Source organism: Mesorhizobium sp. WSM3879 (assembly GCF_002294915.1).
Lineage (GTDB): Bacteria > Pseudomonadota > Alphaproteobacteria > Rhizobiales > Rhizobiaceae > Mesorhizobium.
Genome location: NZ_NSFZ01000017.1, coordinates 46,427 through 70,453 on the forward strand (window position 1 = coordinate 46,427; position 24,027 = coordinate 70,453).

23 protein-coding genes are annotated in these 24,027 nt (G+C 65.1%); 17 read left to right on the forward strand and 6 right to left on the reverse strand.

Going from position 1 to position 24,027, the window contains the following annotated elements; all coding sequences use genetic code 11:
• Positions 1–19 precede the first annotated feature (19 nt).
• On the reverse strand, positions 20–1,099 hold the full coding sequence (ugpC, locus tag CK218_RS27175) for a sn-glycerol-3-phosphate ABC transporter ATP-binding protein UgpC (protein ID WP_067001190.1): 1,080 nt from the start codon (positions 1,097–1,099) through the stop codon (positions 20–22).
• Positions 1,100–1,569: 470 nt separating this feature from the next.
• Positions 1,570–2,169 (reverse strand): DUF922 domain-containing protein, encoded by a 600-nt coding sequence (locus CK218_RS27180; protein WP_095829490.1) that lies wholly within the window; start codon positions 2,167–2,169, stop codon positions 1,570–1,572.
• Positions 2,170–2,341: 172 nt separating this feature from the next.
• Here CK218_RS27180 and CK218_RS27185 point away from each other — a divergent pair, with 172 nt between their 5' ends.
• The 4 genes from CK218_RS27185 (at position 2,342) to CK218_RS27200 (ending at position 5,114) form a co-directional block, all read left to right on the forward strand.
• Entirely contained in the window at positions 2,342–2,575 is a 234-nt protein-coding gene (locus tag CK218_RS27185) for a hypothetical protein (protein ID WP_067001193.1), read from the forward strand.
• Between the two features lie 233 nt (positions 2,576–2,808).
• Positions 2,809–3,903 (forward strand): NAD(P)/FAD-dependent oxidoreductase, encoded by a 1,095-nt coding sequence (locus CK218_RS27190; RefSeq protein ID WP_095829491.1) that lies wholly within the window; start codon positions 2,809–2,811, stop codon positions 3,901–3,903.
• Positions 3,904–4,139: 236 nt separating this feature from the next.
• Positions 4,140–4,769 carry a glutathione S-transferase family protein gene (locus CK218_RS27195; protein ID WP_066998531.1) on the forward strand — a complete coding sequence of 210 codons (630 nt, stop codon included), beginning with the start codon at positions 4,140–4,142 and terminating at the stop codon, positions 4,767–4,769.
• A 117-nt stretch (positions 4,770–4,886) separates the two neighbouring features.
• Positions 4,887–5,114 carry a hypothetical protein gene (locus CK218_RS27200; protein ID WP_095778240.1) on the forward strand — a complete coding sequence of 76 codons (228 nt, stop codon included), beginning with the start codon at positions 4,887–4,889 and terminating at the stop codon, positions 5,112–5,114.
• A gap of 58 nt (positions 5,115–5,172) precedes the next feature.
• On the opposite strand, the gene CK218_RS27205 is transcribed toward CK218_RS27200, so the two are convergent.
• Together CK218_RS27205 and CK218_RS27210 are read right to left on the reverse strand one after the other, a co-directional pair.
• Positions 5,173–6,180 (reverse strand): aldo/keto reductase, encoded by a 1,008-nt coding sequence (locus CK218_RS27205; protein WP_095829492.1) that lies wholly within the window; start codon positions 6,178–6,180, stop codon positions 5,173–5,175.
• A 71-nt stretch (positions 6,181–6,251) separates the two neighbouring features.
• Positions 6,252–6,749 carry an N-acetyltransferase gene (locus tag CK218_RS27210; RefSeq protein ID WP_095829493.1) on the reverse strand — a complete coding sequence of 166 codons (498 nt, stop codon included), beginning with the start codon at positions 6,747–6,749 and terminating at the stop codon, positions 6,252–6,254.
• A 326-nt stretch (positions 6,750–7,075) separates the two neighbouring features.
• Between CK218_RS27210 and CK218_RS27215 the strand changes: the two genes are divergently transcribed.
• The 7 genes from CK218_RS27215 (at position 7,076) to CK218_RS27245 (ending at position 15,330) form a co-directional block, all read left to right on the forward strand.
• A complete protein-coding gene (locus tag CK218_RS27215) occupies positions 7,076–7,300 on the forward strand; it encodes a hypothetical protein (protein ID WP_066998505.1) in 225 nt (74 codons plus the stop codon).
• Between the two features lie 239 nt (positions 7,301–7,539).
• A complete protein-coding gene (ligD, locus tag CK218_RS27220) occupies positions 7,540–10,023 on the forward strand; it encodes a DNA ligase D (protein WP_095829494.1) in 2,484 nt (827 codons plus the stop codon).
• Between the two features lie 290 nt (positions 10,024–10,313).
• Positions 10,314–11,225, forward strand: coding sequence for a Ku protein (locus CK218_RS27225; RefSeq protein ID WP_095778244.1), 912 nt, complete (start codon positions 10,314–10,316; stop codon positions 11,223–11,225).
• Positions 11,226–11,236: 11 nt separating this feature from the next.
• Positions 11,237–12,349 carry a tetratricopeptide repeat protein gene (locus CK218_RS27230; RefSeq protein ID WP_095829495.1) on the forward strand — a complete coding sequence of 371 codons (1,113 nt, stop codon included), beginning with the start codon at positions 11,237–11,239 and terminating at the stop codon, positions 12,347–12,349.
• Between the two features lie 33 nt (positions 12,350–12,382).
• Complete coding sequence (locus CK218_RS27235; protein ID WP_095778246.1) at positions 12,383–13,033, forward strand: alpha/beta family hydrolase; 651 nt, start codon at positions 12,383–12,385, stop codon at positions 13,031–13,033.
• Between the two features lie 169 nt (positions 13,034–13,202).
• Positions 13,203–13,979, forward strand: a complete 777-nt coding sequence (gene xth, locus CK218_RS27240) for an exodeoxyribonuclease III (protein WP_095829496.1) — start codon at positions 13,203–13,205, stop codon at positions 13,977–13,979.
• A 160-nt stretch (positions 13,980–14,139) separates the two neighbouring features.
• A complete protein-coding gene (locus CK218_RS27245; protein ID WP_095829497.1) occupies positions 14,140–15,330 on the forward strand; it encodes a hypothetical protein in 1,191 nt (396 codons plus the stop codon).
• 151 nt (positions 15,331–15,481) lie between these two features.
• Here CK218_RS27245 and CK218_RS30805 read toward each other — a convergent pair whose 3' ends face one another.
• Together CK218_RS30805 and CK218_RS30385 are read right to left on the reverse strand one after the other, a co-directional pair.
• Complete coding sequence (locus tag CK218_RS30805; RefSeq protein WP_164746769.1) at positions 15,482–15,571, reverse strand: lasso RiPP family leader peptide-containing protein; 90 nt, start codon at positions 15,569–15,571, stop codon at positions 15,482–15,484.
• A gap of 76 nt (positions 15,572–15,647) precedes the next feature.
• On the reverse strand, positions 15,648–15,755 hold the full coding sequence (locus CK218_RS30385; protein ID WP_141245906.1) for a putative RiPP precursor: 108 nt from the start codon (positions 15,753–15,755) through the stop codon (positions 15,648–15,650).
• A 552-nt stretch (positions 15,756–16,307) separates the two neighbouring features.
• Between CK218_RS30385 and CK218_RS27260 the strand changes: the two genes are divergently transcribed.
• From CK218_RS27260 to CK218_RS27290, 6 genes are all read left to right on the forward strand, one after another.
• Positions 16,308–17,798, forward strand: coding sequence for a WD40 repeat domain-containing protein (locus tag CK218_RS27260; protein WP_095829526.1), 1,491 nt, complete (start codon positions 16,308–16,310; stop codon positions 17,796–17,798).
• A 58-nt stretch (positions 17,799–17,856) separates the two neighbouring features.
• Entirely contained in the window at positions 17,857–18,621 is a 765-nt protein-coding gene (locus CK218_RS27265) for a hypothetical protein (protein ID WP_245435208.1), read from the forward strand.
• A 249-nt stretch (positions 18,622–18,870) separates the two neighbouring features.
• Entirely contained in the window at positions 18,871–20,886 is a 2,016-nt protein-coding gene (locus CK218_RS27275) for an amidase (RefSeq protein WP_245435209.1), read from the forward strand.
• Positions 20,887–20,975: 89 nt separating this feature from the next.
• On the forward strand, positions 20,976–21,527 hold the full coding sequence (locus CK218_RS27280) for an isochorismatase family protein (RefSeq protein ID WP_095829500.1): 552 nt from the start codon (positions 20,976–20,978) through the stop codon (positions 21,525–21,527).
• An 86-nt stretch (positions 21,528–21,613) separates the two neighbouring features.
• The gene (locus CK218_RS27285) at positions 21,614–22,069 is read left to right on the forward strand and encodes a GFA family protein (protein ID WP_095829527.1); all 456 of its coding nucleotides are present in this window, start codon (positions 21,614–21,616) and stop codon (positions 22,067–22,069) included.
• Between the two features lie 355 nt (positions 22,070–22,424).
• Complete coding sequence (locus CK218_RS27290; RefSeq protein ID WP_095829501.1) at positions 22,425–23,657, forward strand: amidohydrolase family protein; 1,233 nt, start codon at positions 22,425–22,427, stop codon at positions 23,655–23,657.
• The last annotated feature ends 370 nt before the right edge of the window (positions 23,658–24,027 follow it).

Consider the following 24,027-nt stretch of genomic DNA (forward strand, 5'->3'; position numbering starts at 1 on the left):
GGTTTCCTCGTTGCGTGGTCTATGGCGCCGCTTCGATCCGCTGGCCCGTTTCGCCGTGAAACAGATGAATGGGGCCGGGTTCGACCGACAGCCGGATGGTTTCTCCCGGCGCGAAGGAATGGCGTTCCCGGAAATTGGCGACGATATCCTCTCCGCCCGCCGTCCGGCCGATGATCTGCACTTCCGAGCCGGTCGGCTCGATCACCACCACGGTGACCGGAATGCCGTCCTCGGCCAGCCGCAGATGCTCGGGCCGAACGCCGAGCACGACGGCTTCGCCGTTGCCGATCGCGGGTGGTTTCGACAGAGGCACGGAGACGCCACCCGCGCCCCGGAACGACGACGGCGCGCCGTCATTGGCGAATGTGCCCTTGAGCAGGTTCATGGCCGGCGAGCCGATGAAGCTCGCGACGAAGAGGTTGTTCGGCCGGTCGTAGAGCTCGAGCGGCGGCCCGATCTGCTCGACGAGGCCGTCATGCATGACGACGATCTTGTCGGCCATGGTCATGGCCTCGATCTGGTCGTGCGTGACATAGATCGTCGTCGTCTTCAGCCGCTGGTGCAGTTCCTTGATCTCGGCGCGCATCTGGACCCTGAGCTTGGCGTCAAGGTTGCTGAGCGGCTCGTCGAACAAAAACACCTGCGGATTGCGCACGATCGCCCGGCCCATGGCGACGCGCTGCCGCTGGCCGCCCGAAAGCTGGCGCGGATAACGCGACAGAAGCGGCACCAGCCCGAGGATCTCGGCCGCGCGCTTCACCCCGGCATCGCTCTCCGCCTTGGCCACTCCCTTCAGCATGAGCGAGAACGCCATGTTTTCGGCAACGGTCATGTGCGGATAGAGCGCGTAGTTCTGGAAGACCATGGCCACGTCGCGCTCCTTCGGCGCAACATCGTTGACGACACGGCTGCCGATCGAAATATGGCCGCGGGAGATTTTTTCCAGCCCGGCAATCATCCGCAGAAGCGTCGATTTTCCGCAGCCCGACGGCCCGACCAGCGTGACGAACTCGCCGTCCTCTATGTCGACGCTGACGCCGTGCAGGATCTGGGTGGCTCCGAACGACTTGTAGACATCGCCAATCGCGACAGACGCCATCGAACTCCTCCCGATGGTCCCTGCGGGTTTCGCGGGGAGCCGTTTCCAATCAAGGTGTGGCTGAAACGGATGCCGGCAAGCATCCACCACTGGCGTCGGCGACGTTTGCCCCAGCTCCCCCCGGGTCACGCGACTGTGAAACGGTAGCGCTACCAAACCCGCCTGTAAAGCTGCGGCGCATGCCCTTAGACTTTCGTCTCAAAGGGCAAATGAGCCAGCCTGCCGTGAGCTAAGTCAATCCAGGGCTGTGCCGGATGGCCACTAATCAGGTCGGCGAAGAAGGCTGAATGCGCATTAGCAAGTACTAAGGTGTAGATTTCAACCTGGCCGAGAAAGAGCCGACAGTTCCCGTTTCCGCGCAGACGGGATTGGCAGCTGTCCCATTCGAGATGCGGTAATGCTGATAGCGGTGCTTCCGGTGTGGCCCTGCTGCCACCGCGGGAAGGGGCGCGGCCGCTCCTTGGCCGTGTTCACCCGCCGATCAGAAACGCCGCAATCAGCTTCTGCAAGTTCCCGCCCGGACCGAACTCGACCTTGTCGAAGTCGCGGCTGGCCCGGCGCTGCGCCTTGGAAAGCTGGTCGAGATAATTCGTCAGCTCCGCCCTGATCTTGGTGCAGCCGGGGTCGTCGGCAACGGTGAGGCCGGTGCTGAAGGCGACGATCTTGTCCACCATGTCGACGATGCCGGCGCCGTGGACCTTCTCGTGTGCGGCGAGGCTGGCGGCAAACGCGTCCCACCGCGCCTGCACGGCGGGGGCAAGTTTTGCGGCGGGCTTGGGCAACGTGTAGGTGATGATCAGCTTCGGGCGAGCGGTCTTCAGCACGCAGGCGCCGCCTTGGGTCTGATAATCGCGCTGCCAGGTCAGCTTGAAGTTGGTCTGCGCGATTGCCCGCCGCCCGTTGCCGGCCGAGTCCCTGCCGATCACAGGGCCTTTCTCGCCGATCGAGACATAGAGCGCCTCCACGCTTTGTCCTGAGATCGCATAGGTCTCGACCTTCTCGCTCGGCTTCCATTGGGCGAGGGCGGGTGAAGAGAGGAGCAGGGCGGAAAGCAGCAAGACGGATTTCATGAGGACTCGGCAGAATTCCGGGACGAGCCTCCGTGCATAGCGGTTGTCGGGGCAAGAGCAAAGACGGCGCGGCGCTTTCGCCCGCAAGGCGGAGACAACGCGCCGGCGCCGTCGGAACCTGCTCCACCCGTCCGCCGTTTCCTTGTCATCGTTCCGCCCCAGGGAGACAAGGATGACCCGCAACGAGATCATTTCCGTTCTTGGCCCTGTCGACGAGGCCGTCATCGCCGACGTCGCGCTCACCGGCGCCAGCCTCGAGGAATTGCGCGAGGCCTTCGCCTGGATCGGCGCCGACGAGGCGCTGATGAACGAGGGTCGCGCGATGCCGGGCGCCAGGGTAGCGCGGCTGATCGAGATTCTCGAACCGCCCGAGGACGAGGCCGAAGCGCCGAGCGGGACGGAGTAGAGCGCGAATCCTGATCTCCCCCCTTGAGGCCTGAGGGGTCATCTCACGCAGATCGCCGACGTTGTATTCCTCCGCGCAACGCGCCGGCACTTCACGCGCAGCGATCGCTCCGTCGCCTTCGGCGACAGATACTTCGCTCGGTGCACCTTGTCCCGCAAGGCTAGGTGACTCCCCTACTTGCTCCTCCGACACCTCGGGCATAGCTTCTTCCCGCCTTGGGGGAGGAGGCTACCTTGGACACCAATGTCGTCATTGTCGGCGCGGGACCGGCGGGGCTGGCTGTCGGGGCCTGCCTGAAGCGGGCCGGAGTCGATTTCATCATCCTCGAAAAGGCGAGCGAGCTGGCGCCGGCCTGGCGGCGGCATTACCGGCGGCTGCACCTGCACACGGTGAAGTCCTTCTCGTCACTCCCTTTCGTGCCGTTCCCGAAAAGCCACCCTCGCTACGTTCCGCGTGAAAAAGTGGTTGCCTATCTCGATGCCTATGCCGCGCGTTTCAGCCTGGAGCCGCGCTTCGGCGTCACGGTGAAATCGATCCGCCGGGCGGGCGAAAAAGTCGTGGTCGAGACCGATGCCGGTTCTTTCAACGCCCGCAAGATCGTGATCGCCACCGGCAACAATGCCGAGCCGATAACGCCGGCCTTTGCCGGCATCGAAACCTTCAAGGGAGAGGTGCTGCACAGCGCCGCCTACACGGAGGCCACGACCTATACGGCCAAGAACGTGCTGGTCGTCGGCATGGGCAACACCGGCGCCGAGATCGCGCTCGATCTTGCCGAGAGCGGCGCGCATCCGACGATCTCGGTGCGCAAGGGCGTCCACATCGTGCCGCGCCAGCTCTTCGGCGTGCCGATCCAGATGGTCGGCATCGCCAGCCGGCCGATGCCGCGGGCGCTGAACGACTGGATGTTCCCGAAAATCCTCGACCTTGCGCTGGGCAGGCTGGAGAGATACGGCATCGTCAGGCCGAAGGAAGGCATCCTCAAGCAGATCGACGCCGGCCGCATTCCGGTCATCGATGTCGGCACTGTAGCGGCGATCAAGGCGGGCAGGATCGGCATTCTCCCCGATATCGTCCGCTTCACCGAGGACGGCGCAACATTCGCCGGCGGGCAGGAACAAAACTTCGACGCCGTAATCTTCGCCACCGGCTACCGTCCTGGCTATGACGGCATCCTGCCGGCGGAGCTGCGGCCGGGGAAGAGTGGAGTGAATCCACGGGCGACGGCGCTGGGTGTCTACCTCGTCGGCTTCTACAATCCGGTCACCGGCCTGCTGCGCGAGATCGGCATCGAGGCGCAGGCGGTGGCGAGGGATATTGCGGGGTGAGGCGTGGCGGAACTGCCGATCTCCCCCCTTGAGGGGGAGATGGTCGGAAGACCAGAGGGGGGCGCAGCGCCTTACGCAGTCCGCCACGAACACGACGCTGACGATTTACGGGAGACGACCCCCTCTGTCGCCTTCGGCGACATCTCCCCCTCAAGGGAGGAGATCAAGGCGCATAAATCGGGTGGCGCCCGCGCACGCCCTATGCGAAGCCAGCCTGGCCAAGGAGGGACGCACCCATGCTCACGCTCTACGATTATCTGCCCTCGCAAAATGCCTGGAAGGTTCGTGTCCTGCTTGGCCTGCTCGGCATCGCTTATGAAACCCGGATCGTTTCTATCTTCGAGGGCGAGAGCCGTACGGAGGCCTTCCTGAAGCTCAATCCGGCCGGCGCCGTTCCCGTGCTCGCCGTGGAGAATGGTGCGGCGATCGCCGAATCCAACGCCATCCTCGCTTGCGTCGCGGAGGGGACGCCCTACCTGCCGGCGGACAGGCTCGCGCGCGCCAAGGCCATGCAGTGGCTGTTCTTCGAGCAGTACTATGTCGAGCCGGTCATCGGCTCGCTGCGCTTCTGGTCGCTGACCGGGCGGCTGGACCGCAATCAGCCGATGGTGGCCGGCAAGCGTGAGGCGGGCGCCCGCGCGCTTGGCGCTCTCGAGCGCAGCCTGCAGGACACGCCGTTCCTTGTCGGCGGCTCGCTCACCATCGCCGACATCGCCGTCTATGCCTACGGCCATCGCGCCGAGGATTGCGGCTTTTCGCTTGCCGACTATCCGGCGGTCAGCGCCTGGATCGATCGGGTGAGTGGGACGATCGGCTCAGGCTACCCCGTCCATCCCTACAGCATCGACCCGCATTCGGGCGGTTGAGCGCCGGAACAGAAGGCCCGGGGAGGGCGTTTGCCCAAGGCGGTGCGCCGGTTCCGTCGACGAACGGCGCCGGCAGCGCCGGCCTGTTTTCCAGCAAACCGACAATGGAGGCCAGGAATGGTTCGCACCATCGCTATCGCTATCCTCTCTACCGGCATTGCCAGCCTGCCTGCTGTCGCGGCCGAGGAATGGTGGGTCGCCAGGGACGCCGTTTCGAAACAGTGCGAGATCGTGCCGAAGAAGCCCGACGGAACGCTTGTCGTCGATCTGGGCAAGAAGAGATACGCCAGCGAGGCCGAGGCCAAGAAGGCGATGGCGGCGCTGGCGGATTGCAATAAGCAGTAGGATCGACCGAGCTGATCTCCCCCCTTGAGGGCCCCAGAGCGGGGAGATTACCTCACCCCTACCGATCCACCATCGACATCGTCCGCTCGTTATACCGCGGCCCCGATACCTTCTCAGGCGTCAGCGCCATGTCGAGCCCCAACATCTCGGTGGCATCGAGCTTGATGTCGGCGGCGGCGACATTCTCCTCCAGATAAGTCCGTCGCTTGGTGCCGGGGATCGGCACGATGTCGATGCCGAATTCCGGCCCCTTGGCCAGCAGCCAGGCGATCGCCACCTGGCCGGGCTTGACCCCCTTGGCGACGGCGATCTCGCGGACCGTAGCGGCGGCGGCGACATTGGCGTCGAAATTTTCGCCCTGATAGCGCGGGTCGCCGCGCCGGAAATCGCCTTCGGGATAGTCTTCCGCCCGCTTGACGTCGCCGGCGAGGAAACCGCGGCCGAGCGGTGCGAACGGCACCAGCCCGATGCCCACTTCCGCAAGCGCCGGGATGATCTCGGGCTCGAGGTTGCGCTCCCACAGCGAATATTCGCTCTGCAGCGCCGAGACCGGGTGCACGGCATGGGCGCGGCGAATGTTGGATATCCCCGCCTCCGACAGGCCGAAGAAGCGCACCTTGCCCTCCGCCACCAGCTCGCCGACCGCGCCCGCGACATCCTCCATCGGCACGTCAGGATCGACGCGGTGCTGATAGAGCAGGTCGATGCGGTCGGTCGCGAGCCGCATGAGCGAAGCCTCGACCACGTCGCGGATATGCTCCGGCCGGCTGTCGCGCCCGGTGCCATCCTGCTTGCCGTCGACGATGCGGAAGCCGAATTTTGTCGCGATCGTCACCTCGTCGCGCCGGCCCTTCAGCGCGCGTCCAAGCAGCTCCTCGTTGATGAAAGGCCCGTAGACCTCGGCCGTGTCGAGGAAGGTGCAGCCAAGCTCGATCGCCCGGTGGATCGTCGCGATCGACTCCGCTTCGTCGGCCGGGCCGTAGGATTGGCTCATGCCCATGCAGCCGAGGCCGATGGCCGACACGACGAGCCCCTGGCTGCCGAGTTTCTGCTTGCCGAGGCTCATTCATCTGTCTCCGGTAAGAAACTAGCACCCGCGAAATTATAATGCCGGGACGCGATGCGTCCAGCGCGGCCTCAAGCCATCGGCAGCATTCGGCGCATGATCAGCGAGGCATGGCCGCCGACGCCATGCGCGGCCGGCCGGCGCTCGACCACCTCGAAGCCGTGCTTGCGGTAGAAGGCGATCGCCCGCTCATTGCCCTCGATCACCTCCAGCGCGATGCTTGGAATGCCGGCATGGGCTGCAAGCACCGCGTGCAAGAGGTCGACGGCGAGGCCGCTGCCGAACTCTTCCGGCTCGACATGCAGCCGGTCGAGCATGACATCGCCCCTCTCGTCCATCGCTGCCATCGCATAGCCGGCGATCGAGCCGTCGGTCCGCTCGGCCACGAACGACATCTTGTTGTCGTCGGCGAGCTCTTCGGCGAGCTTGTCGGGCGCATGTTTTTCGTCGGAGAGCCGGGCCACGGTTTCCTCACCCATGATCGGCGAATAGGTCCGCCGCCAGGATCCTCCCAGCAGCCGCGAGACGGCTGGTAGATCGTTCTTCGTCATCGCGCGGATGTGAGACATGTGCTTCCCTCGTTGCACTCCAAGATAGGGCGCGGCGCTGGCGACAGCCAATCTTCCCCTTGTTGTGGCGGAGATGCCGGCAGAGCAGAGGGGGCGCTGTCCCGCCGACGCATCGTAGTTTCTTGTTCGGAGATCCATAGCAGCAAAGCGGCGGCCCTTATTGGCTCAAACGCCTCGGTCCTTCCGGTGCCTCTCTGGTCTTAGCCTGCCGCCGTCTCCCCCGCTTGACGGGAGATTGGCGCTCCGGTCGCCCCGCCAAATTGACTCGCCCCCCGCTCTCATTCATCCTTAGAGACTGTTCAGCGCCAGCGTGTACAGAGTGAGCCATGGCCAGTCCCGTCGCCAGAGAAAATTCCCGCCGCGCCGCGGTGAAGAAGGCGCTCGACCGCCACAAGGTCTATGTCACCGCGCAGAGCTTTTCCGGCGGCACTTACAGCGCCCGTGTGCTGGTCGACGGTGAAGCCTATTGGGTCGACGAGTTCCGGCTCTCGCAGCTGCGGCAGGGTCTGACGCCGGCCGAGCTGGAATTGACGCCGGCGACCGACGATTGAGTGTAGTGCCTTCGTCATCCCAGGGCGGAGCAGGAGCGAAGCGACGTCGCGGAGACCCTGGGATCCATGCCGTGACGTGGACGCGTCACGACGGTCCAAGTTCTGCTCGGCTGCACTCCGCGGTAAAGATCACCGCATGGATCCCCGGGTCAAGCCCGAGGATGACGACCGCGCGGGCTCGGGGGCGCGAAGGATCGCAGCCCTTGCCACTGTCGGCTACGCGCTTCGGCACCTAACCCATGCCGGCTCCCCAACTCAAAACCTACCGCGCCAAGCGCGAATTCTCCCGCACCCCAGAACCGGCGGGCGGCACGGCAGGCGAAGTCAGCAACCGCTTCGTTATCCACAAGCACCACGCCACCGCCGATCACTACGATCTGCGCCTCGAAGTCGGCGGCGTGCTGAAGAGCTGGGCGGTGCCGCGCGGCCCCTCGCTCAACCCGGCCGACAAGCGCCTCGCGGTCGAGACCGAGGATCACCCGATCGAATATATCGACTTCGAGGGCGTCATCCCCGAGGGCGAGTATGGCGGCGGGCCGATGATCGTCTGGGACACTGGCACCTGGGCGCCGATGGAGGATGTGGACAAAAGCCTGCGCACCGGCGCCTTCAAGTTCCGGCTCGCCGGCCAGAAGCTCAATGGCGGCTGGATGCTGACCCGGCTGAAGCCCAAGCCCGGCGAGGACGAGAACAAGAAGAATTGGCTGCTTTTCAAGGAGCGCGATCTCGCCTCCGACACCGAGCTCGACATTCTCGAAGCGCGGCCGGAAAGCGTCAAGTCGGGGCGGCGCATCGAGGAACTGGCCGCGCCGCCGAAAAAGCCGCAGCGCCTGCCGCCGAAACCTGGCTCGCTGAAACCCGGCGCGCTGCCCGGCGCGGTCAAGGCAGACCCGCCAAGCCGCATCGAGCCGCAGCTCGCCGCGCAGGTGAGCGAGCCGCCCGGTGGCGAGGACACCGGCACGCTCTGGCTGCACGAGATCAAATTCGACGGCTACCGCACCATGGCGCATGTCGTGGACGGGCATGTGCGGCTGATCACCCGTGGCGGCCTCGACTGGACCAAGCGCTACGGCGACCTCTCGCAAGCCTTTTCGCGCCTGCCGGTCAGCCGGGCGATCATCGACGGCGAGATCATGGTGCTGGACGACAAGGGCATCTCGCGCTTCGCGCTGCTGCAGGACGCGCTGGCCCAGGGCGCCGGCTCGAAGCTGCATTTCTACGCCTTCGATCTCCTGCATCTCGATGGCTGGGACCTGCGCAGGGCGCCGCTGCAGAAGCGTAAGGCGCTGCTTGCCGAACTGCTCGCCGGCCAGGCGGCCAACTCCGCCATCCAGTACAGCGACCACGTCGAGGGCGATGGCCGCGGGCTTTACGACCAGGCCTCGGACCTTGGGCTGGAAGGCGTCGTCTCCAAGCGCGCCGATGCCATCTACATGAGCGGCCGAACCAAGAGCTGGACCAAGGTCAAGGCGCAAAAGACGGATGATTTCGTCATCGCCGGCTACACCGTTTCCGACCGGGCGGAAGGGCTTGCGGCGCTGGGCATGGCCGAGTTCGTCGACGGCGAATTGCACTATCGCGGCAAGGTCGGCACCGGCTTCGACCGCGACATGGCGACCGACCTGCTGAGCCGGCTGGAGCGGCTGACCGCCGGCGCCACGCCGCCCGAAGGCGTGCCGCGCGAGATCATGCGCGAGATGCATTGGGTGAAGCCGCTGCTGTCGGCACGCGTCCGTTATTCGAACCGCACCGCCGACAATGCGATCCGCCACGGCGTCTTCCGCGGCCTGCGCGATGTCGGCGGCCTGACGACGCCGGTTGCGGTCAAGCGCAAGCGGCTGATCGCCGAGTCCGACCTCGCCACCATCTGGGTCACCAATCCGGAGCGGCGGCTGTTCGGTAAGACCGGGCCGACCAAGCTCGACATTGCCGTCTATTACGCGCTGGTCGGCGATTTCATGCTGCCGCACATCATCGGCCGCCCGGTGTCGCTGGTGCGCTGCCCGACGGGGCGGCCGCAGGACTGCTTCTTCCAGCGCCACGCCTTCACCGGCATGCCGCCCTCGGTGGCGGTGTTCGAGAGCATCAGTTCGGAAGGCGAGACCAAAACCTACCTCTCGGTCGAGGACGCCAAGGGCTATCTGGCACTGGCGCAGTTCGGCGTCGTCGAGTTCCACACCTGGGGCACGCACCGCACCAAGCTCGACAGGCCCGACCAGATCGTCTTCGACCTCGACCCGGGCGAGGGGATTTCCTGGCGCGAGGTGGTCGAGGCGGCCGTCCACATCAAGGGCGGGCTGGAGAGCCTCGGCCTGGTGCCGTTTGCAAAGACGTCCGGCGGCAAGGGCATCCACATCACAGTGCCGGTGACACGCAAGCAGAACTGGAAGAAGCTGCACCAGGCCTCGAGCACCATTTCCACTTTGCTCGCGGCAAGCGCGCCCGACACCTTCGTCACCGTCATGGGCAAGGAAAACCGCAAGAAGCGCATTTTCATCGACTTCCACCGCAACGCCCGCGGCCACACCTCCGCCGCTCCCTATTCGCTGCGCGCCCGCACCAACCTGCCGGCATCGACCCCGATGAGTTGGACCGATCTGGAGGCGATCGACGCGCCCGAGGATCTGAACTACGCCTCGCTGCCGGGACTGTTGGAGACCTCGGGCGATCCATGGGCGGAGATCGACGAGGCCGCCAGGGATTTGCCGTCCCATTTTTCGTGATCCTAGGGTGCGTCGCTTCGCTCCTTGCTAGACTTTCGCCCAGTCCCAAGCCCCAATCCATCTCCATCGACGCTTCCTACAATTTGAATTATCCTCCGCGCCAGCCGGTCCAAGAACACTTCGTCAGCAATTTGCATGTACCATCAAGGGTCGGTGTAGGATTTCCGGAGCGCCAACCGTCCTTCGGACGAAGCGCCGGGAGCATGATCGCGAAAAGTCGGACCGGTGTTCGGCTAAAATCATGCTTCCAAAAAAGTAACTGTCAGTGCATGGCCGCGTAGGAGTTCATTATGGCGCCCAGGGCAAGTTGGAAAGGTTACCTCAAGCTCAGCCTCGTCAGCTGTCCGGTCCGGCTTTATCCGGCCACCAGCGCGAGCGAGCGCATCTCATTCAACCAGTTGCACAAGAAGACCCACAACCGCATCAACATGAAGCCGGTCGACCCCGAACTCGGCCTGGTCGAACGCTCGGACCTGGTCAGGGGCTACGAATATGAGGACAAGCAGTACATCATCATCGATGATGCCGATCTCGACGCGGTCCGGATCGAATCCAACCACACGATGAACATCGAGGCCTTCGTCGACGAGAATGAGGTCGACGTCATCTACCAGGACTCGCCCTATTACCTTGCCCCGGACGGCGCCATGGCCGAGGAGACCTTCGCGGTGCTGCGGGAAGCGATGCGCAAATCCGGCAAGCTGGCGATCGCCCGCCTGGTCCTTTCCAGCCGCGAGCGCGTGGTGACGATCGGCCCGCGCGAGAACGGCATGTTCGTCTGCACCTTGAGGAACCCCAACGAAGTGCGCGGCACGGCTGAATATTTCGGCAACATCCCGGCCGGCAAGCCGGATCCGGAAATGCTCGATCTCGCCCAGGCGCTGATCAAGCAGAAGGAAACTCATTTCGATCCGAAGAATTACGAGGATCGCTACGAAGTGGCGCTGATGGGGATGATCCGCGAGAAGCTCAAAGGCCACAAGCCGATCATCGCGGCGGCGCCCGAACGCGGCAATGTCATCAACCTGATGGATGCGCTGAAAGCGAGCCTGTCGCAGTCGGCCAAGCCGCCGGCCAAGTCGAAGAGCAAGGCCGAGGAGGCGCCGGCCAAGCCGGCCAAGAAGGCGGCCGCCGGCGGCGGCGCGCCTGAGAACCCGCTGAAAGCGAACCTGTTGAAAGCCGTCGGCAAGAGCAAGAAGTGACGGGAGGGCCGGTGATCCTCCCCGGCGCCGTGTTCGGCGCCGTCGGCCCGCTGGCCGCGTTTCCGCTCAGGCTCGCCGCGCGCGAGGTCGAGCGCCGCCATGCCGAGTTGAGGCGCGGCGTCACCCGTCGCACCACCCATGTCGTGTTCGGCCGCACGCTGCTGGCCAAGGCAGCCACGGCAAGAACGGGCGATGCCGACATCGAGCGCCGCGTGCAGGCCGAGCGCGAAGCCGGGCGCGAATTGGTCAGCGAAAACGGCTTCCTGCGCTTGCTCGGCTTGTTGAAGGCGCCTCAGGCGTCGTCGCTGTCCCGGCAGTCGCTGATCGACCAGTCGCGGCTTGCCGCCAGCGATCTCGACATGCTGTCGCTGTTCGACGCCTTCGAACATGACGGCGAACCCTATTCCTTCCGCGACCTGATCCTGGCCAGAAAATATGCCGGGTTGATCGCCAGCGGCGCGACATGGGGCGCGATCGCGCGCTCGGTGCATCGCTCCGGTCCGGTCGCCTCGCTCACCGCCAAGTCGCTCAATCTCGGTTCGCAGCATGGCCGGCCGGACGCGATCTATCTCGACGAGGGCCGCAGCGAGCTCGACGGCCAGCTTCTCTTCGACCTCGGCTCACCGGAAGACGACACGCTCGAGGAGCTGTTCGCCGAGGCGGAAGCCGCGGAAGAGGAGGGGCGGCACGACGAGGCCGCAACGCTCTACCAGCGCTGCATGGCGATCGATCCGAAAGATGCCATCGCCGCCTTCAATCGCGCCAATTGCCTGCGCGGCGCCGGCCGCGCAGCGGAAGCCGCGCATGATTATGCCCGCGCGATAAAGCTCGATCCCGGCTTCGTCGAAGCCTGGTTCAACCTCGCCGGCTTGGTGGGCGACGAAGGCAAGGTCGCCTCGGCGCGGCGGCACCTGCAGAAGGCGATGGCGCTCGACAAGGCCTATGCCGACCCGGTTTTCAATCTGGCCCGGCTGGAGTTCGACGCCGGCAATCTGGCCGAAGCCCGCCGGCTGTGGGCGCGCTATCTGGAGCTCGACGCGGAGTCCGAATGGGCAAGATTGGCGCAGAAGGGAATCCAGTTCGTGGATTTGCACATGGCCGGTGAGCGAGATGTTCGCGCTTGAGACGGAGTGCGGCCTTGCCAGGAAGCCCGCCCGATGACCTACTTCCTCTTCGACGGCCCCGACTCCGCCCCTGTCACCGTCCTGCTCGCGCACGGCGCGGGTGCGGCGATGGACTCTCCCTCGATGACCGCCACCGCCAAGGCTCTCGCCACCGCCGGCTTCCGCGTCGCGCGCTTCGAGTTCCACTACATGGCTGCGCGCCGTTTTGGCCATCGCAAGCCGCCGCCGCGCGCCGAGACCGTGAACCCGGAATATGTCAAGGCGATCGCCGATCTGCGCGCCAAAGGCGTGACCGGCAAGCTCATCATCGGCGGCAAGTCGATGGGCGGGCGCGTCGCCTCGATGGTCGCCGACGAGATGTTTGCCAAGGGCGAGATCGCCGGGCTGGTTTGTCTGGGCTACCCCTTCCATCCGCCCGGAAAGCCGGAGCAACTGCGGACAAAACATCTTGCCGACCTGAAGACGCCGACGCTGATCTTCCAGGGCACGCGCGACGAGTTCGGCACCAAGGACGAGGTCGCGACTTACGGCCTGTCAGCGGCAATAGAGGTGGTCTGGCTGGAGGACGGCGACCACGATCTCAAGCCCCGCAAGGCGGTGTCGGGTTTTTCGGTGGCGGATCACCTGAAGACGGTGGCGGAGACGATAAAAGCTCGGATGGCGCCTCTCGCTTCGTCATCGTAGGGCGAAGCAAGGAGCGAAGCGACGCGGCGCAGACCCTAGGATCCATGCCGTGACGCTAACGCATTGCAACGGCTCAGAATTTTTCCCCCGCAGAGTTCCACGGCGATGGTCACGGCATGGATCCTCGGGTCAAGCCCGAGGATGACGAATGAAGAGGCGTCTTCGGCAAATGAAACTCGCCACCTTCAACATCAACAACATCAACAGCCGGCTGGAAAACCTTTTGGCTTGGCTCGTCAAAGCCAAGCCCGACGTCGTCTGCCTGCAGGAACTGAAATCCCGCGACACGCAGTTTCCGCTGATCCGGCTGGCGAAGGCCGGTTATGGCGCGGTGTGGAAGGGCGAGCCGACCTGGAACGGCGTCGCCATCCTGGCTCGCGGCGCCGAGCCGGTGCTGACACGCGACGCGCTGCCCGGCGACGATGCCGACCGCCAGGCGCGCTACATCGAGGCGGCGGTCAACGGCATCGTGATTGCCTGCCTCTACGCGCCGAACGGCAACCCGCAGCCCGGGCCTAAGTTCACCTACAAGCTCGCCTGGCACCAGCGCTTCGCGGCGCATGCGAGCGAATTGTTCGACACCGGCCTGCCGGTGGTGCTTGCCGGCGACTTCAACGTTGTGCCCGAGCCGCGCGACATCTACGCCACCCGCTCCTATGACGACAACGCTCTGGTGCAGCCTGAAAGCCGCGCCGCCTTTGCGGCGCTGATCGATCAGGGCTGGACGGATGCGCTGCGCAAGGTCTTTCCGAAGCAGGAGAAGCTCTACACGTTCTGGGACTACCGCCGGAACCGCTGGCCGCGCGACGCCGGCCTACGGCTCGACCACATTCTGTTGTCGAAGAAGCTGGCGCGGAAGCTGAAAGGAGCGGGCATCGATCGGGAGGTGCGGGGCGAGGAAAACGCCAGCGACCACGCGCCGGTGTGGGTGGAGCTGGCGACCTAACCTTTCCACAACAAAGGGAAAAGATTACGTGAGCGCTGTCCCTCGCAAATAATGTCTGTGCAGCAACGACGGCTCGCGTTAGCTTTTGCAGGACTACGAGGGGACGCGGACCTTATGCTTTTCAGGTTGAGTATTTTTCTCCAGCCAACGCTTCCCCGCCGTGGCTGACAACGCCCTCGTCCTCTTCATCTCCGTCCTTGTGATCGCCGGCGCCATTGCCCTCATCGCGTTCGCTTTGCGCTGGCGGCGCAAGCGCCGCAGGGCACGCGGCAGTCCCAATCCGGCCGGCGATTATGCACCCCGCACCGCCTGGGGTCCGACATCCGGCAAGCTGAACTTCTCATCCTTCGTCTTCATGGATGTCGACGGCGACGGAACCTATGGTCAGGCCGACCGCCCGATGGCCGGCATCGTGGTGCGGCTGTTCGACCAGTCCGGCCGCTTCATCGTCGCGGCGCGAAGCAACGCTGCCGGTTATGCCAATTTCCCGATGTCCTCGACGCGGCGCAGCGCCGTGATCCGCTCGCCTGGAACCTTTCGCTTTTCAGTCTCCGTGCCGCCCGGCTGGCGCGCCAGCGGCGCCAACGAGAACCAGTCTGTGCGCGTGACGGATGCGCCCGGCTCGCTTGTCGGTCTGGCCGGAGAGGGCCTGCCAAGGCCCGTCGGCCTTACCCCTGCGCGCATGGTGAGCGGCAGGACGCAGGCCGCGGCCACCGCAACCCTATCCGTGATGGGCAACGGCCAGCTGCTCGAAAGCCACCCGCTCGGCGCGGCCACCACCTTCGGCTTCCCGCTCGCCGCCGAGGCCGATCAGGTCGTGATCGCCGGCGGCGGGTTCGACCGGCGCCTCGCGCTGTCGGCCTATCCGGCCGACCTCGGCTTGCTTGCGTCCGGGGCGCTTGAGCCCGACGCGGCGCTCAGCACCATCGGCTTCGACGACATCACCACGCGCGGCCTGAGCAAGATCCCTTCCGGGTACGCCGGGCTCGACTGGTACAATCTCAACGCCATGTCGCGTGACCACACCAGGAACAGCGAAGGCTACGTCAACGGCAACGTCTCGGGCGCCTATATTGCCTATACCAGCAGCGGCCATCCGGCAGAGTTCGGCCGTGCGGCGCCTTTCGGCTTCCATTCGGTGATGCTGAGCGCCGCATGGCTGCGCTCGGAAGGGGAGAGCGCGCTGGTCGAAAGCTGGCTGGGGGACGAGTTGATCGCGCGCGACGAGATCACGCTGTCGGCGCTGGCACCGGTTCAATACGCGCCGATGCTGAAGGCGGTGACGCGGGTGCGTCTATCGACCAAACATCACTGGCAGATGGTGTTGGATGATCTCGTGCTGGCGCTCTGATGCATGTCGCCGAAGCGCGGCGGCTTATGAATGGGATATGTCAAAGACGAACTATGTCGCCCAGAGCATGCCGCAGCTTCGGGAGAAGAAGTGCATCAAAACAAGGAATTACAGCGCGTTGCCTGAATTTTGGTGCAACGCGCTGTAATGGTCAGAAGGTGAGCGAAGTGGCGCCGTTGGCGGTGACTGCCGAAAGCCTGCCCTTCTTGACCAGCCTTGGTTTCTCATAGGTTTTCTTCATGGCCGGTTCCGCGAGTTTCCTGGATCGCAAGAAGGAGCCAGGGTCGGCAGGCATCAACAGCAGATTGTCCGGCAGATCAGCTCGCCGGGCCGCCGCCATTGATAACAGTAGAAGGACCGCCGGCGACAATTGTCGAAAGCTTGCCTTTGCGGACCAACACAGGCTTCTCGTAAGTCTTCTTCATGGTTGAACCCCCGTTAACCATTCGAATTGACAAGACGTTAATCAGCCGCCTTGTCACGCAACAAGCCAGGATGACCGCTGGCCTCAAACATCAATGAAGCTGATCGGGCTGTCCCCGAATCAACCCGGGACCGGTATCGAACCCGCGACGACCATCGAAAGCTTGCCTTTGCGGACCAACACAGGCTTCTCGTAAATCTTCTTCATGCTGTGGCTCTCCTGAAAATCCCGGGCGGATAATGTCATAAGAGCGTTTGCTGTCAACCAGCGCGGGTAGTCGAGCTTGTTATTCTTGGGGAGTGTGGCTTTCTGCTCACGTGCCGCTTGTTTATGGAGCGAAAGACATCACGCTTCGGTTCGGAGCATCGGGATATTGGCCGGCCGGCTGAGTAAAGCCGAAATTCGGCCGGCGCGGGATTGAAGAAGTCACGCCGCGCCAAAGCACGTTTATCTTTCTTCGTGTGATGTCTTGCACTTAGCCCCGGCGGAAAGCTCGGCTAGGATGGCCGATGCGCCTTCCGCCGGTTGGAGTGGAGGCGCCTGGGGGATGCCGATGAAAAGATCGACCGACAGGCTGTTGGCGCTGGCGATGCTCGTCGTCGGCTTCGCTTGCTTCGCCAAGCTCTATCTGACGCTGGGGGGCAAGCCCCCGGCCACGACGAGCGCCGGGATCTTCGGCGCGGCGGGCATGCTTTCGATTCTCGCCGGGCTTTCGTTCCTTGCCGGCCTGCTGCCGGGCGCGCCAAGGCATGAGCCTTCGGCGCCTCTGTTCGGCCGCGACGCCGAGATCGTGCCGGCCGGGCGCCCGCGGCTGCGCCGCATCGCGCTTGCCGTGCCGCTCATTGCCCTTATCGTCATCCTCGCCGACCAGTTCGGCCGGTGGCGGGAAACAGGGGGCGATGCGGCCGCGCCGGCCAGGGAAGTCGCCGTCGCTCCGGCGGAGCCTGGGACCGAGCCGGCCTCCGCGCCTGTCGCGCCGGCGTCGACGACCGCACCGTCCGAGCCGGCGGCCGCTCCGCCGCAGCCCGCCGCACCGGCGCAGCCTGCAACAACGCCGGCCCAGCAGACCGCGCTGGCGCCGGCCACGCCGCCGCAGACGCTGGCGCCGCCTCGGCCACCGCCCCCAGCCCAGCCGACCGCGCCGGAAGGCCACCGCGATGCCGTCGTCTGGCTGGCGGTGTCGGCCGACGGCCACCAGATCATGAGCGCCAGCACCGATCGCATGATCAAGCTCTGGGATATCGACGGCAAGCGGCTGATCCGCGACCTCGGCGTCCACAAGGACATGGCGCGCAGCGCGCTCTTCATGCCCGACGGCAGAAGCGCGCTCACCGCCGGCGACGACGGCGAGATCGTGCTGCGCGAGCTTTCCGATGGCACAGTGCTGCACGTCTTCTCGTCCGGAGCGAACGGCGGCGTCCGGCAACTGAAGATCCGCCCCGACGGCAAGCTCGCCGTCAGCGGCCACGACACCGGTTCCGTCGTCGTCTGGGATTTGCAGAAAGGCACGGTGCTGCATGTCCTGCCGGGCCATGATTGGTCGGTGAGTTCCATCGCCATCTCGCCAGATGGCGCCAGGGCGCTCACCGGCAGCATCGACGGCGAACTGAAGCTCTGGGACATCCTTGCGGGCAAGCGGCTGCGCAGCTGGCACGGCCACGATCGCGGCGCCTATGGCGCGCTCTTCCTGGCCGACGGCCACCATGCGGTGACCGGCAGCGGCGACTACACGATAAAACTCTGGGATCTCGACACCTTCAAGGAGGTCCGCCGCTTCGACGGCCACTCCGGCACCGTCTATGCGCTCGCCTTATCGGCCGACGGCAAACGGCTCGGCTCCGCCTCGCTCGACGGCACGGCGCGGATCTGGAATATGGATACGGGCGCCGAGATCGCCGAGTTCGACCCCGGCACCGGGCCGATCTACTCGGTCGCCTTCGCCGCCGACGGCACGCTTTTGACCGGCGGCATGGATCGCACCATCCGCGACTGGCCGGCGGCAGGCGGGGATGGCAAGGTGCTGTTCGCCGGCGCGCCGGAGTAGCAAAATAGGAGATTGAGGAAAGCGCCCGCGACAGCCAACCTCCCCTCAACTGCGGGAGATGCCCAACAGGGCAGAGGGGCAAGCGAAGGAATGTGGCCTGTCTGAAGAAAGCCTGTACAAGTATTGTCCAAGCAGCCATCGTCACCATGTGAGCAACACTGCCGAATCCATCTATTTTGTCCTGCAGGAGATCGATCCTGCGACCGGTTCGGCGGTCGCCGAAGCCCGAATTCGCGTCTCAGACCTGGAAGAGCTTCGCGCGGTTCTGGCGTGCGACAGTCCACAGCTATCCGGTTCATGGCATTTGGACCCGGACGACCTCGAGCGACTTGGCGCGATATGCATTCCACCTCGCGAGCTTGATCGAAGGCTCAACCGCATCGAGTCCTGGCATCCAATCCGTGAGGTCCCGTATCTCGTTCATACGAATTTCGAGCTGCCGCTGATGCTGGAAGGTCGCAAGCCGCTGGCAGTCTTCCATGACGCTTATCCGGCGGAATGGCTGTCGGAAACGTTGGCTCGCTTCGACCCGTTTGTGCGCTCGGGCCGGTTGGTGCGTCATGTCATCGATACTCCCTTTACCGAAGCCGAGCACGCCCGTTTCCCCGACTTCCAAGGGTGGCGGCGCGCCTTCTTCTCACTCCCCGGGGAGGAGTGGCGGATAGACGCGTTTCTGCTGTTATCGAAAGTGTTCGCCAAAACCGGCTGGAACGAATCTCTCGAGCGGATGGAGGGCTCGCTTCTCGGCTATGAAGATTGGCAGAACGACTGGTGGATCGAACGCAAGTCAAAACACCGAACTAGCACCTCTTCGATCGTCTGAATTGTCGGCAGGACAGCGCCCGCCTCTGGCTTGCCGGCCATCTCCCCGACCTTTGGGGAGATCAGCAGATCGGCTACGGGGCCCTCCCTGCAACGTCGGCGGTTTGGCAAAAGCTTGCGCGACATCCAATCTCCCTCCTTGCGGGGGAGATGCCCGGCAGGGCAGAGGGGGGTGTGACGGATCGCGGCTTACGAATTTCGAGCCAACCTTCGTCGGACGCGTGGTCACTGACAAGAGGTGCGCCAAGCCGTGAATATAGTCGAAGCCTCGATCGCCGACCTGCGCCGCGCGCTGGAAGACGGCACAGTCACAAGCGTCGAGCTCACCGGCGCGTACCTGCGGCGCATCGCCCATTACGACCGCCACGGCATAGCGCTGAACGCCGTGCCCATCCTCAATCCAAAGGTGTTCGAGGAGGCGGCAGCTTCCGACCGCCGACGCCGCGCGGGCAAAACGCTTGGACCGCTGGACGGCATCCCCTACACCGCCAAGGACAGCTACAAGGTGAAAGGCCTGACGGTCGCGGCCGGCTCGCCGGCCTTCGAGCATCTGATCGCCAGCGAGGACGCCTTCACGATCTCCCGGCTGCGCGCCGCGGGCGCGGTGCTCATCGGCCTCACCAACATGCCGCCAATGGCCAATGGCGGCATGCAGCGCGGCGTCTATGGCCGCGCCGAGAGCCCCTACAACAAGGATTATCTCACCGCCGCCTTCGCCTCCGGCTCGTCGAACGGCTCGGGGACGGCGACGACCGCGTCCTTCGCCGCCTTCGGGCTCGGCGAAGAAACCTGGTCGTCCGGCCGCGCGCCCGCCTCCAACAACGCGCTGGTCGCCTACACGCCGTCGCGCGGCGTGATCTCGGTACGCGGCAACTGGCCGCTGGTGCCGACCATGGATGTGGTGGTGCCGCATACGCGCAGCGTGCCGGACATGCTGGAACTGCTCGACGTCATCGTCGCCGACGACGAGGAAACGCGCGGCGACTTCTGGCGTGTGCAGCCCTGGGTTTCGATCCCGAAGGCATCAGCGCTGAGGCCGGCGAGCTATACCGGGGTTCCCCTGCAAGGCGCGCTCGAGGGCAAGCGGCTCGGCGTGCCGAAAATGTATATCGGCAAGGATCTCGGCGCCGACCGGCCGATCGAGACGCGCGCCTCGGTGCTGGAGCTCTGGCGGCAGGCCGCGCATGACCTGCAGGCGCTCGGCGCCGAGGTGGTCGAGGTCGATTTCCCCGTCGTATCGAACTATGAGCGCGACCGTCCGGGCGCGCGCTCCATGGTTGATCGCGGCCTGGTGCCGGAGGAATTTGCAAACCGCGAGATCTGGGACCTGTCAATCTGGTCGTGGGACGATTTCCTGCGCGCCAATGCTGATCCGGCGATTCCCGATCTCGCTTCGGTCGATGGCCCGAAAATCTTTCCACAGCCGCCGGGCACGCTGCCCGACCGCTATGGCGACGACGGCTTCGACCTGGCGGACTATGTCGAGCGGGCGAAGGACGGGGTGAGCCCGCTCGAGGCCATTCCCACCATGGAGGACGGGCTGAAGGGGCTGGAAGAGACACGCCGCATCGACTTCGAGAACTGGCTTGACGCCAATCGCCTCGACGCCGTGGTGTTGCCGGCCGTCGCCGATGTCGGCCCGGCCGATGCGGATGTCAACGAGGCCTCCGCCGATCTTGCCTGGCGCAACGGCACCTGGGTCGCCAACGGCAATCTGGTCTGGCGCCATCTCGGCATCCCGACGGTGACGGTGCCGATGGGCACCATGGCCGATATCGACATGCCGGTCGGCCTCACCTTTGCCGGCAAGGCCTATGAAGACGTGGCTCTGCTGACGATGGCCGGCGGCTACGAACGCGCCACCAAGCGCCGCACCGTCCCGCCACGCACGCCGGCGCTGGCGGATGATGTGTTTGCAGCGGGCAGGGGAGCGGCGGGTGCTGGCGACGCGCCGCTTGCTCTGGCGCTGAGCGCTGAGACGATCCACGCCGGCGACGACACTGACGAGATCGCGATCACACTCGAGATCGATGCAGACGACGCAGGACTGGATACGGCAGCCGTGAAAGTCCACGTCAACGGCGAACCGGTCACCATGCGGGGAAGCGGCAACCGCCACACCGGCCGGGCCGTCGTGCCGGCTGCGACGCATCAGGGCTTCCACAGCGTCTGGCGCGGCGCTTACGGCTCGATCGTCACGGCGATCGTGAGGCTGGCGGATGGGCGGAGCGTCGGCGCTTATGTGGTGACGGGCGGGATTGGCTGAGGCGCCGAAATCGCCGATCTCCCCACACCAGGGGGAAAACGCTCGTCCCTGTCCTTGACCCACCCCCCACCTCCGCTATCTTCGCGCCCATGCCAGACACCGCTCCCTCGGCCGCCGCTCCGCTGATCGTCATCGACCTCCAGACCGGCATGTTCGACGGCCGTTTCGATCCGCCGATCCATGATGCCGACGTCATTGCCGAGCGCGCGCGAAAACTGATCGATTGGGCGCGGAAAACGGGCCGCAAGGTGGCCTTCGTGCGCCATGACGGGCCGGCGGGCGATCCGCTGGCGCCGGGCGCTTCCGGCTGGCCGGTATGGCCGCAGCTCGGCCAGGCGGCCGGTGAGCCAACCTTCGGCAAGAGCGTCGGCAATGCCTTTTCCAACGCCGAGCTCGGGCAGTGGGTCGCGGGGCAGGGCGTTCGCGACGTGGTGCTCATCGGCGCCCAGAGCGATTTCTGCGTTGCCGCCACGGTGAAAGGCGCTCTTGCCCAGGGCCTCGGCGTCACCGTCGTTTCTGATGCGCATTCGACGCTCGATTCCGAGGAGGAGAAAGCGCCCGACATCATCATCCGGCACAACAAAGCCTTCGCCGAGCAGGGCGCGCGGCTGACGACGACCGCGGCGCTGATTAAGGGCTGAGGGCTTGGCTCCCCTTCTTCCTTTGTCGGAAGAACGTGTCGCCGAAGGCGACGGATGAGAAGGGAAAACCAACCCAAGGAGCGCTCATGCCAGTCCCCTCCCTGCCTGCCGAAGGTGGCTGCCGCTGCGGCCGTGTGCGCCTCAGGATCTCCGCCAAGCCGCTGCTCACCATGGCCTGCCATTGCACCGGCTGCCAGAAGATGTCGTCGAGCGCCTATTCGCTGAGCGCCGCGATCCCCGCCGATGGCTTCGAGATCACCAAGGGCGAGCCGGTGATCGGCGGTCTGCACGGCGCTTCGAAGCACTATTTCTGCGGCTACTGCATGAGCTGGATGTTCACCCGGCCGGAGGGGCTCGACTGGTTCGTCAACCTGCGCCCGACCATGCTGGACGACCCCGCCTGGTTCACGCCTTTCGTCGAGACCTGGACCAGCGAGAAGCTGCTCTGGGCCGAGACGCCCGCCCTGCACAGCTACGCGGCCTTGCCGGCCTTCGAGGAATATGACGGGCTGGTCGCGGAATACGCAAAGTCCCAGGCCTGATGGCCAAAAACAAAACGGCGACCCGGGTCAGATCGCCGTTCAGTACAAGGTCGACGCGGCCGTTGGGGGCGACATTGTTGGGGATGTGCTTGGGCGTCCGCGTCGACCAAGGCGGCCTCGTACCGCAGCCTGGACTATGGCATGTTTTTCTCGTGCCGAAACTTCCGCGATAGCGGAATAGGCAGGCGACAGTGACTTCCCCACCGGCGCTTGCAATTAACCTTAACGGCGGCGCAGCCGACTGGGCGCGCGATCTGCCAATCGCGGGTGACAGAGAGCTTCGGCGAAACACTTTCTATCCCGATCCGCATTGACCTCGGCCTGCCGAGGGTCGACGACTGATGCATCGTTGTTAATGGATTGCATCTTGCCCCGCTTTCTCAACGCCAAACTCACCGACGGCTCCCTGGCCGACCTCACCGTCGCCGACGGCCGCTTCAGCGCCATCACGCCCGCCGCCAATGCCGCCGGCGCGCCGCCAGGCGCCGTCGATCTCGCCGGCCAGCTCGTGCTGCCGGCCTTCGTCGAGGGCCACATCCATCTCGACACCTCCTTCTATGGCGATGTCTGGCGCCCGCACATTCCCTGCACCAACGGCTTCGACGTGCGCGAGCGGGTCGCCTTCCAGATGCGGAACCTCGAGCAGGCCGCGCCGATGGACGAGCGCGCGAAAAACCAGCTCGAGCTTTGCGTTGGCAATGGCAGCCTCGCGATGCGCAGCCATGTCATGGTCGACGCCGCGGTCAGGCTGAAACATGTCGAGACGATCCTTGCCGTGCGCGAAAAAAATCGCGAGCTGATCGACATCCAGCTCGTCGCCTTCCCGCAAAGCGGCATCCAGTCGTCGCCCGGCACCGCCGAGCTTCTGGACGAGGCTTTGAAGCTCGGCTGTGATCTGATCGGCGGGCTCGACCCGGCAAGCTTTGACCGCGATGTGAAGGGTCATCTCGACGTCGTCTTCGGCCTTGCCGAAAAACACGGCGCCGGAATCGATATCCACCTGCATGACGGCGGCACCCTCGGCCTGTTCGAGATCGAGGAGATCGCCGCGCGGAGCACGGCACTGGGCATGCAAGGCAAAGTCGCCGTCAGCCACGCCTATGCGCTGGGCGACATTTCCGCCGACGCGCTGGCCAAAGCCGGCGAGCTGCTCGCCGCCTCCGGCGTCGCCATCATGACCAACGCGCCCGGCAACCATCCTTTCCCGCCGGTGGCGGCATTGCGCAAGGCGGGCGTCACGGTCTTTGCCGGCTCCGACAACATCCGCGATTCCTGGTGGCCCTACGGCGATGGCGACATGCTGAACCGCGCCAACATGATCGGCTACCGCTCCGGCTTCTACGAGGATCGCGAGCTGGAAGCAGCCTACGACGTGGTGAGCCATGCCGGCGCCAGGGCGCTAGGGCTCGAAGGCTATGGCATCGCCGTCGGCGCCAGGGCCGATTTCGTCGCGCTCAGGGCCGAGCATGTGCCGGAAGCGGTGGTGGCCGTGCCGAAGGAGCGGACCGTGTATCGCGCGGGCAGGGAAGTGATCAGGGACGGGAAGGTGGTCGATCGGGCCGGTCTCACCGGGCTGCCATCTGCTTGACAGTCCGATAGCCGTACCGCATTTTCCGGCGAGGCAGGGGAGATTTCGCCATGAAGAAAGAATATTCGAAGCCGACGCTCGTCCGCAAAGGCCGGCTCTCGGCGCAGACCGCGCAGCAACTTCCTTCCGGTAGTACGGACTAACGCCTGACGCCTATTTTGGCGAGCAAGGCAGTCAGCAATTGTGCGCCCGTCATAGCCGGCAGCGCCGTCTGTTGGCGCTCGCCTCTAGTGCCGCGGCGTCGAAACCCAATTTAATTCGCACACAAATGTTTCAGGCCGCTCCGGCTTCGTGAAGCATTTCACCGTCTGCGCGCAATCGCCTGGTTACAGACGCACCTCAAAAGCGGCGCCCGGAGGGCGGCCGCCAA

Excerpts from the sequence above, each read along its gene's own strand:
- ugpC (WP_067001190.1), bottom strand. The coding sequence starts at position 1,099 with ATGGCGTCTGTCGCGATTGGCGATGTCTACAAGTCGTTCGGAGCCACC.
- CK218_RS27180 (WP_095829490.1), bottom strand. The coding sequence starts at position 2,169 with ATGAAATCCGTCTTGCTGCTTTCCGCCCTGCTCCTCTCTTCACCCGCC.
- CK218_RS27185 (WP_067001193.1), top strand. The coding sequence starts at position 2,342 with ATGACCCGCAACGAGATCATTTCCGTTCTTGGCCCTGTCGACGAGGCC.
- CK218_RS27195 (WP_066998531.1), top strand. The coding sequence starts at position 4,140 with ATGCTCACGCTCTACGATTATCTGCCCTCGCAAAATGCCTGGAAGGTT.
- CK218_RS27200 (WP_095778240.1), top strand. The coding sequence starts at position 4,887 with ATGGTTCGCACCATCGCTATCGCTATCCTCTCTACCGGCATTGCCAGC.
- CK218_RS27205 (WP_095829492.1), bottom strand. The coding sequence starts at position 6,180 with ATGAGCCTCGGCAAGCAGAAACTCGGCAGCCAGGGGCTCGTCGTGTCG.
- CK218_RS27210 (WP_095829493.1), bottom strand. The coding sequence starts at position 6,749 with ATGTCTCACATCCGCGCGATGACGAAGAACGATCTACCAGCCGTCTCG.
- CK218_RS27215 (WP_066998505.1), top strand. The coding sequence starts at position 7,076 with ATGGCCAGTCCCGTCGCCAGAGAAAATTCCCGCCGCGCCGCGGTGAAG.
- ligD (WP_095829494.1), top strand. The coding sequence starts at position 7,540 with ATGCCGGCTCCCCAACTCAAAACCTACCGCGCCAAGCGCGAATTCTCC.
- CK218_RS27225 (WP_095778244.1), top strand. The coding sequence starts at position 10,314 with ATGGCGCCCAGGGCAAGTTGGAAAGGTTACCTCAAGCTCAGCCTCGTC.
- CK218_RS27235 (WP_095778246.1), top strand. The coding sequence starts at position 12,383 with ATGACCTACTTCCTCTTCGACGGCCCCGACTCCGCCCCTGTCACCGTC.
- xth (WP_095829496.1), top strand. The coding sequence starts at position 13,203 with ATGAAACTCGCCACCTTCAACATCAACAACATCAACAGCCGGCTGGAA.
- CK218_RS30805 (WP_164746769.1), bottom strand. The coding sequence starts at position 15,571 with ATGAAGAAAACCTATGAGAAACCAAGGCTGGTCAAGAAGGGCAGGCTT.
- CK218_RS30385 (WP_141245906.1), bottom strand. The coding sequence starts at position 15,755 with ATGAAGAAGACTTACGAGAAGCCTGTGTTGGTCCGCAAAGGCAAGCTT.
- CK218_RS27260 (WP_095829526.1), top strand. The coding sequence starts at position 16,308 with ATGAAAAGATCGACCGACAGGCTGTTGGCGCTGGCGATGCTCGTCGTC.
- CK218_RS27265 (WP_245435208.1), top strand. The coding sequence starts at position 17,857 with ATGCCCAACAGGGCAGAGGGGCAAGCGAAGGAATGTGGCCTGTCTGAA.
- CK218_RS27280 (WP_095829500.1), top strand. The coding sequence starts at position 20,976 with ATGCCAGACACCGCTCCCTCGGCCGCCGCTCCGCTGATCGTCATCGAC.
- CK218_RS27285 (WP_095829527.1), top strand. The coding sequence starts at position 21,614 with ATGCCAGTCCCCTCCCTGCCTGCCGAAGGTGGCTGCCGCTGCGGCCGT.
- CK218_RS27290 (WP_095829501.1), top strand. The coding sequence starts at position 22,425 with ATGGATTGCATCTTGCCCCGCTTTCTCAACGCCAAACTCACCGACGGC.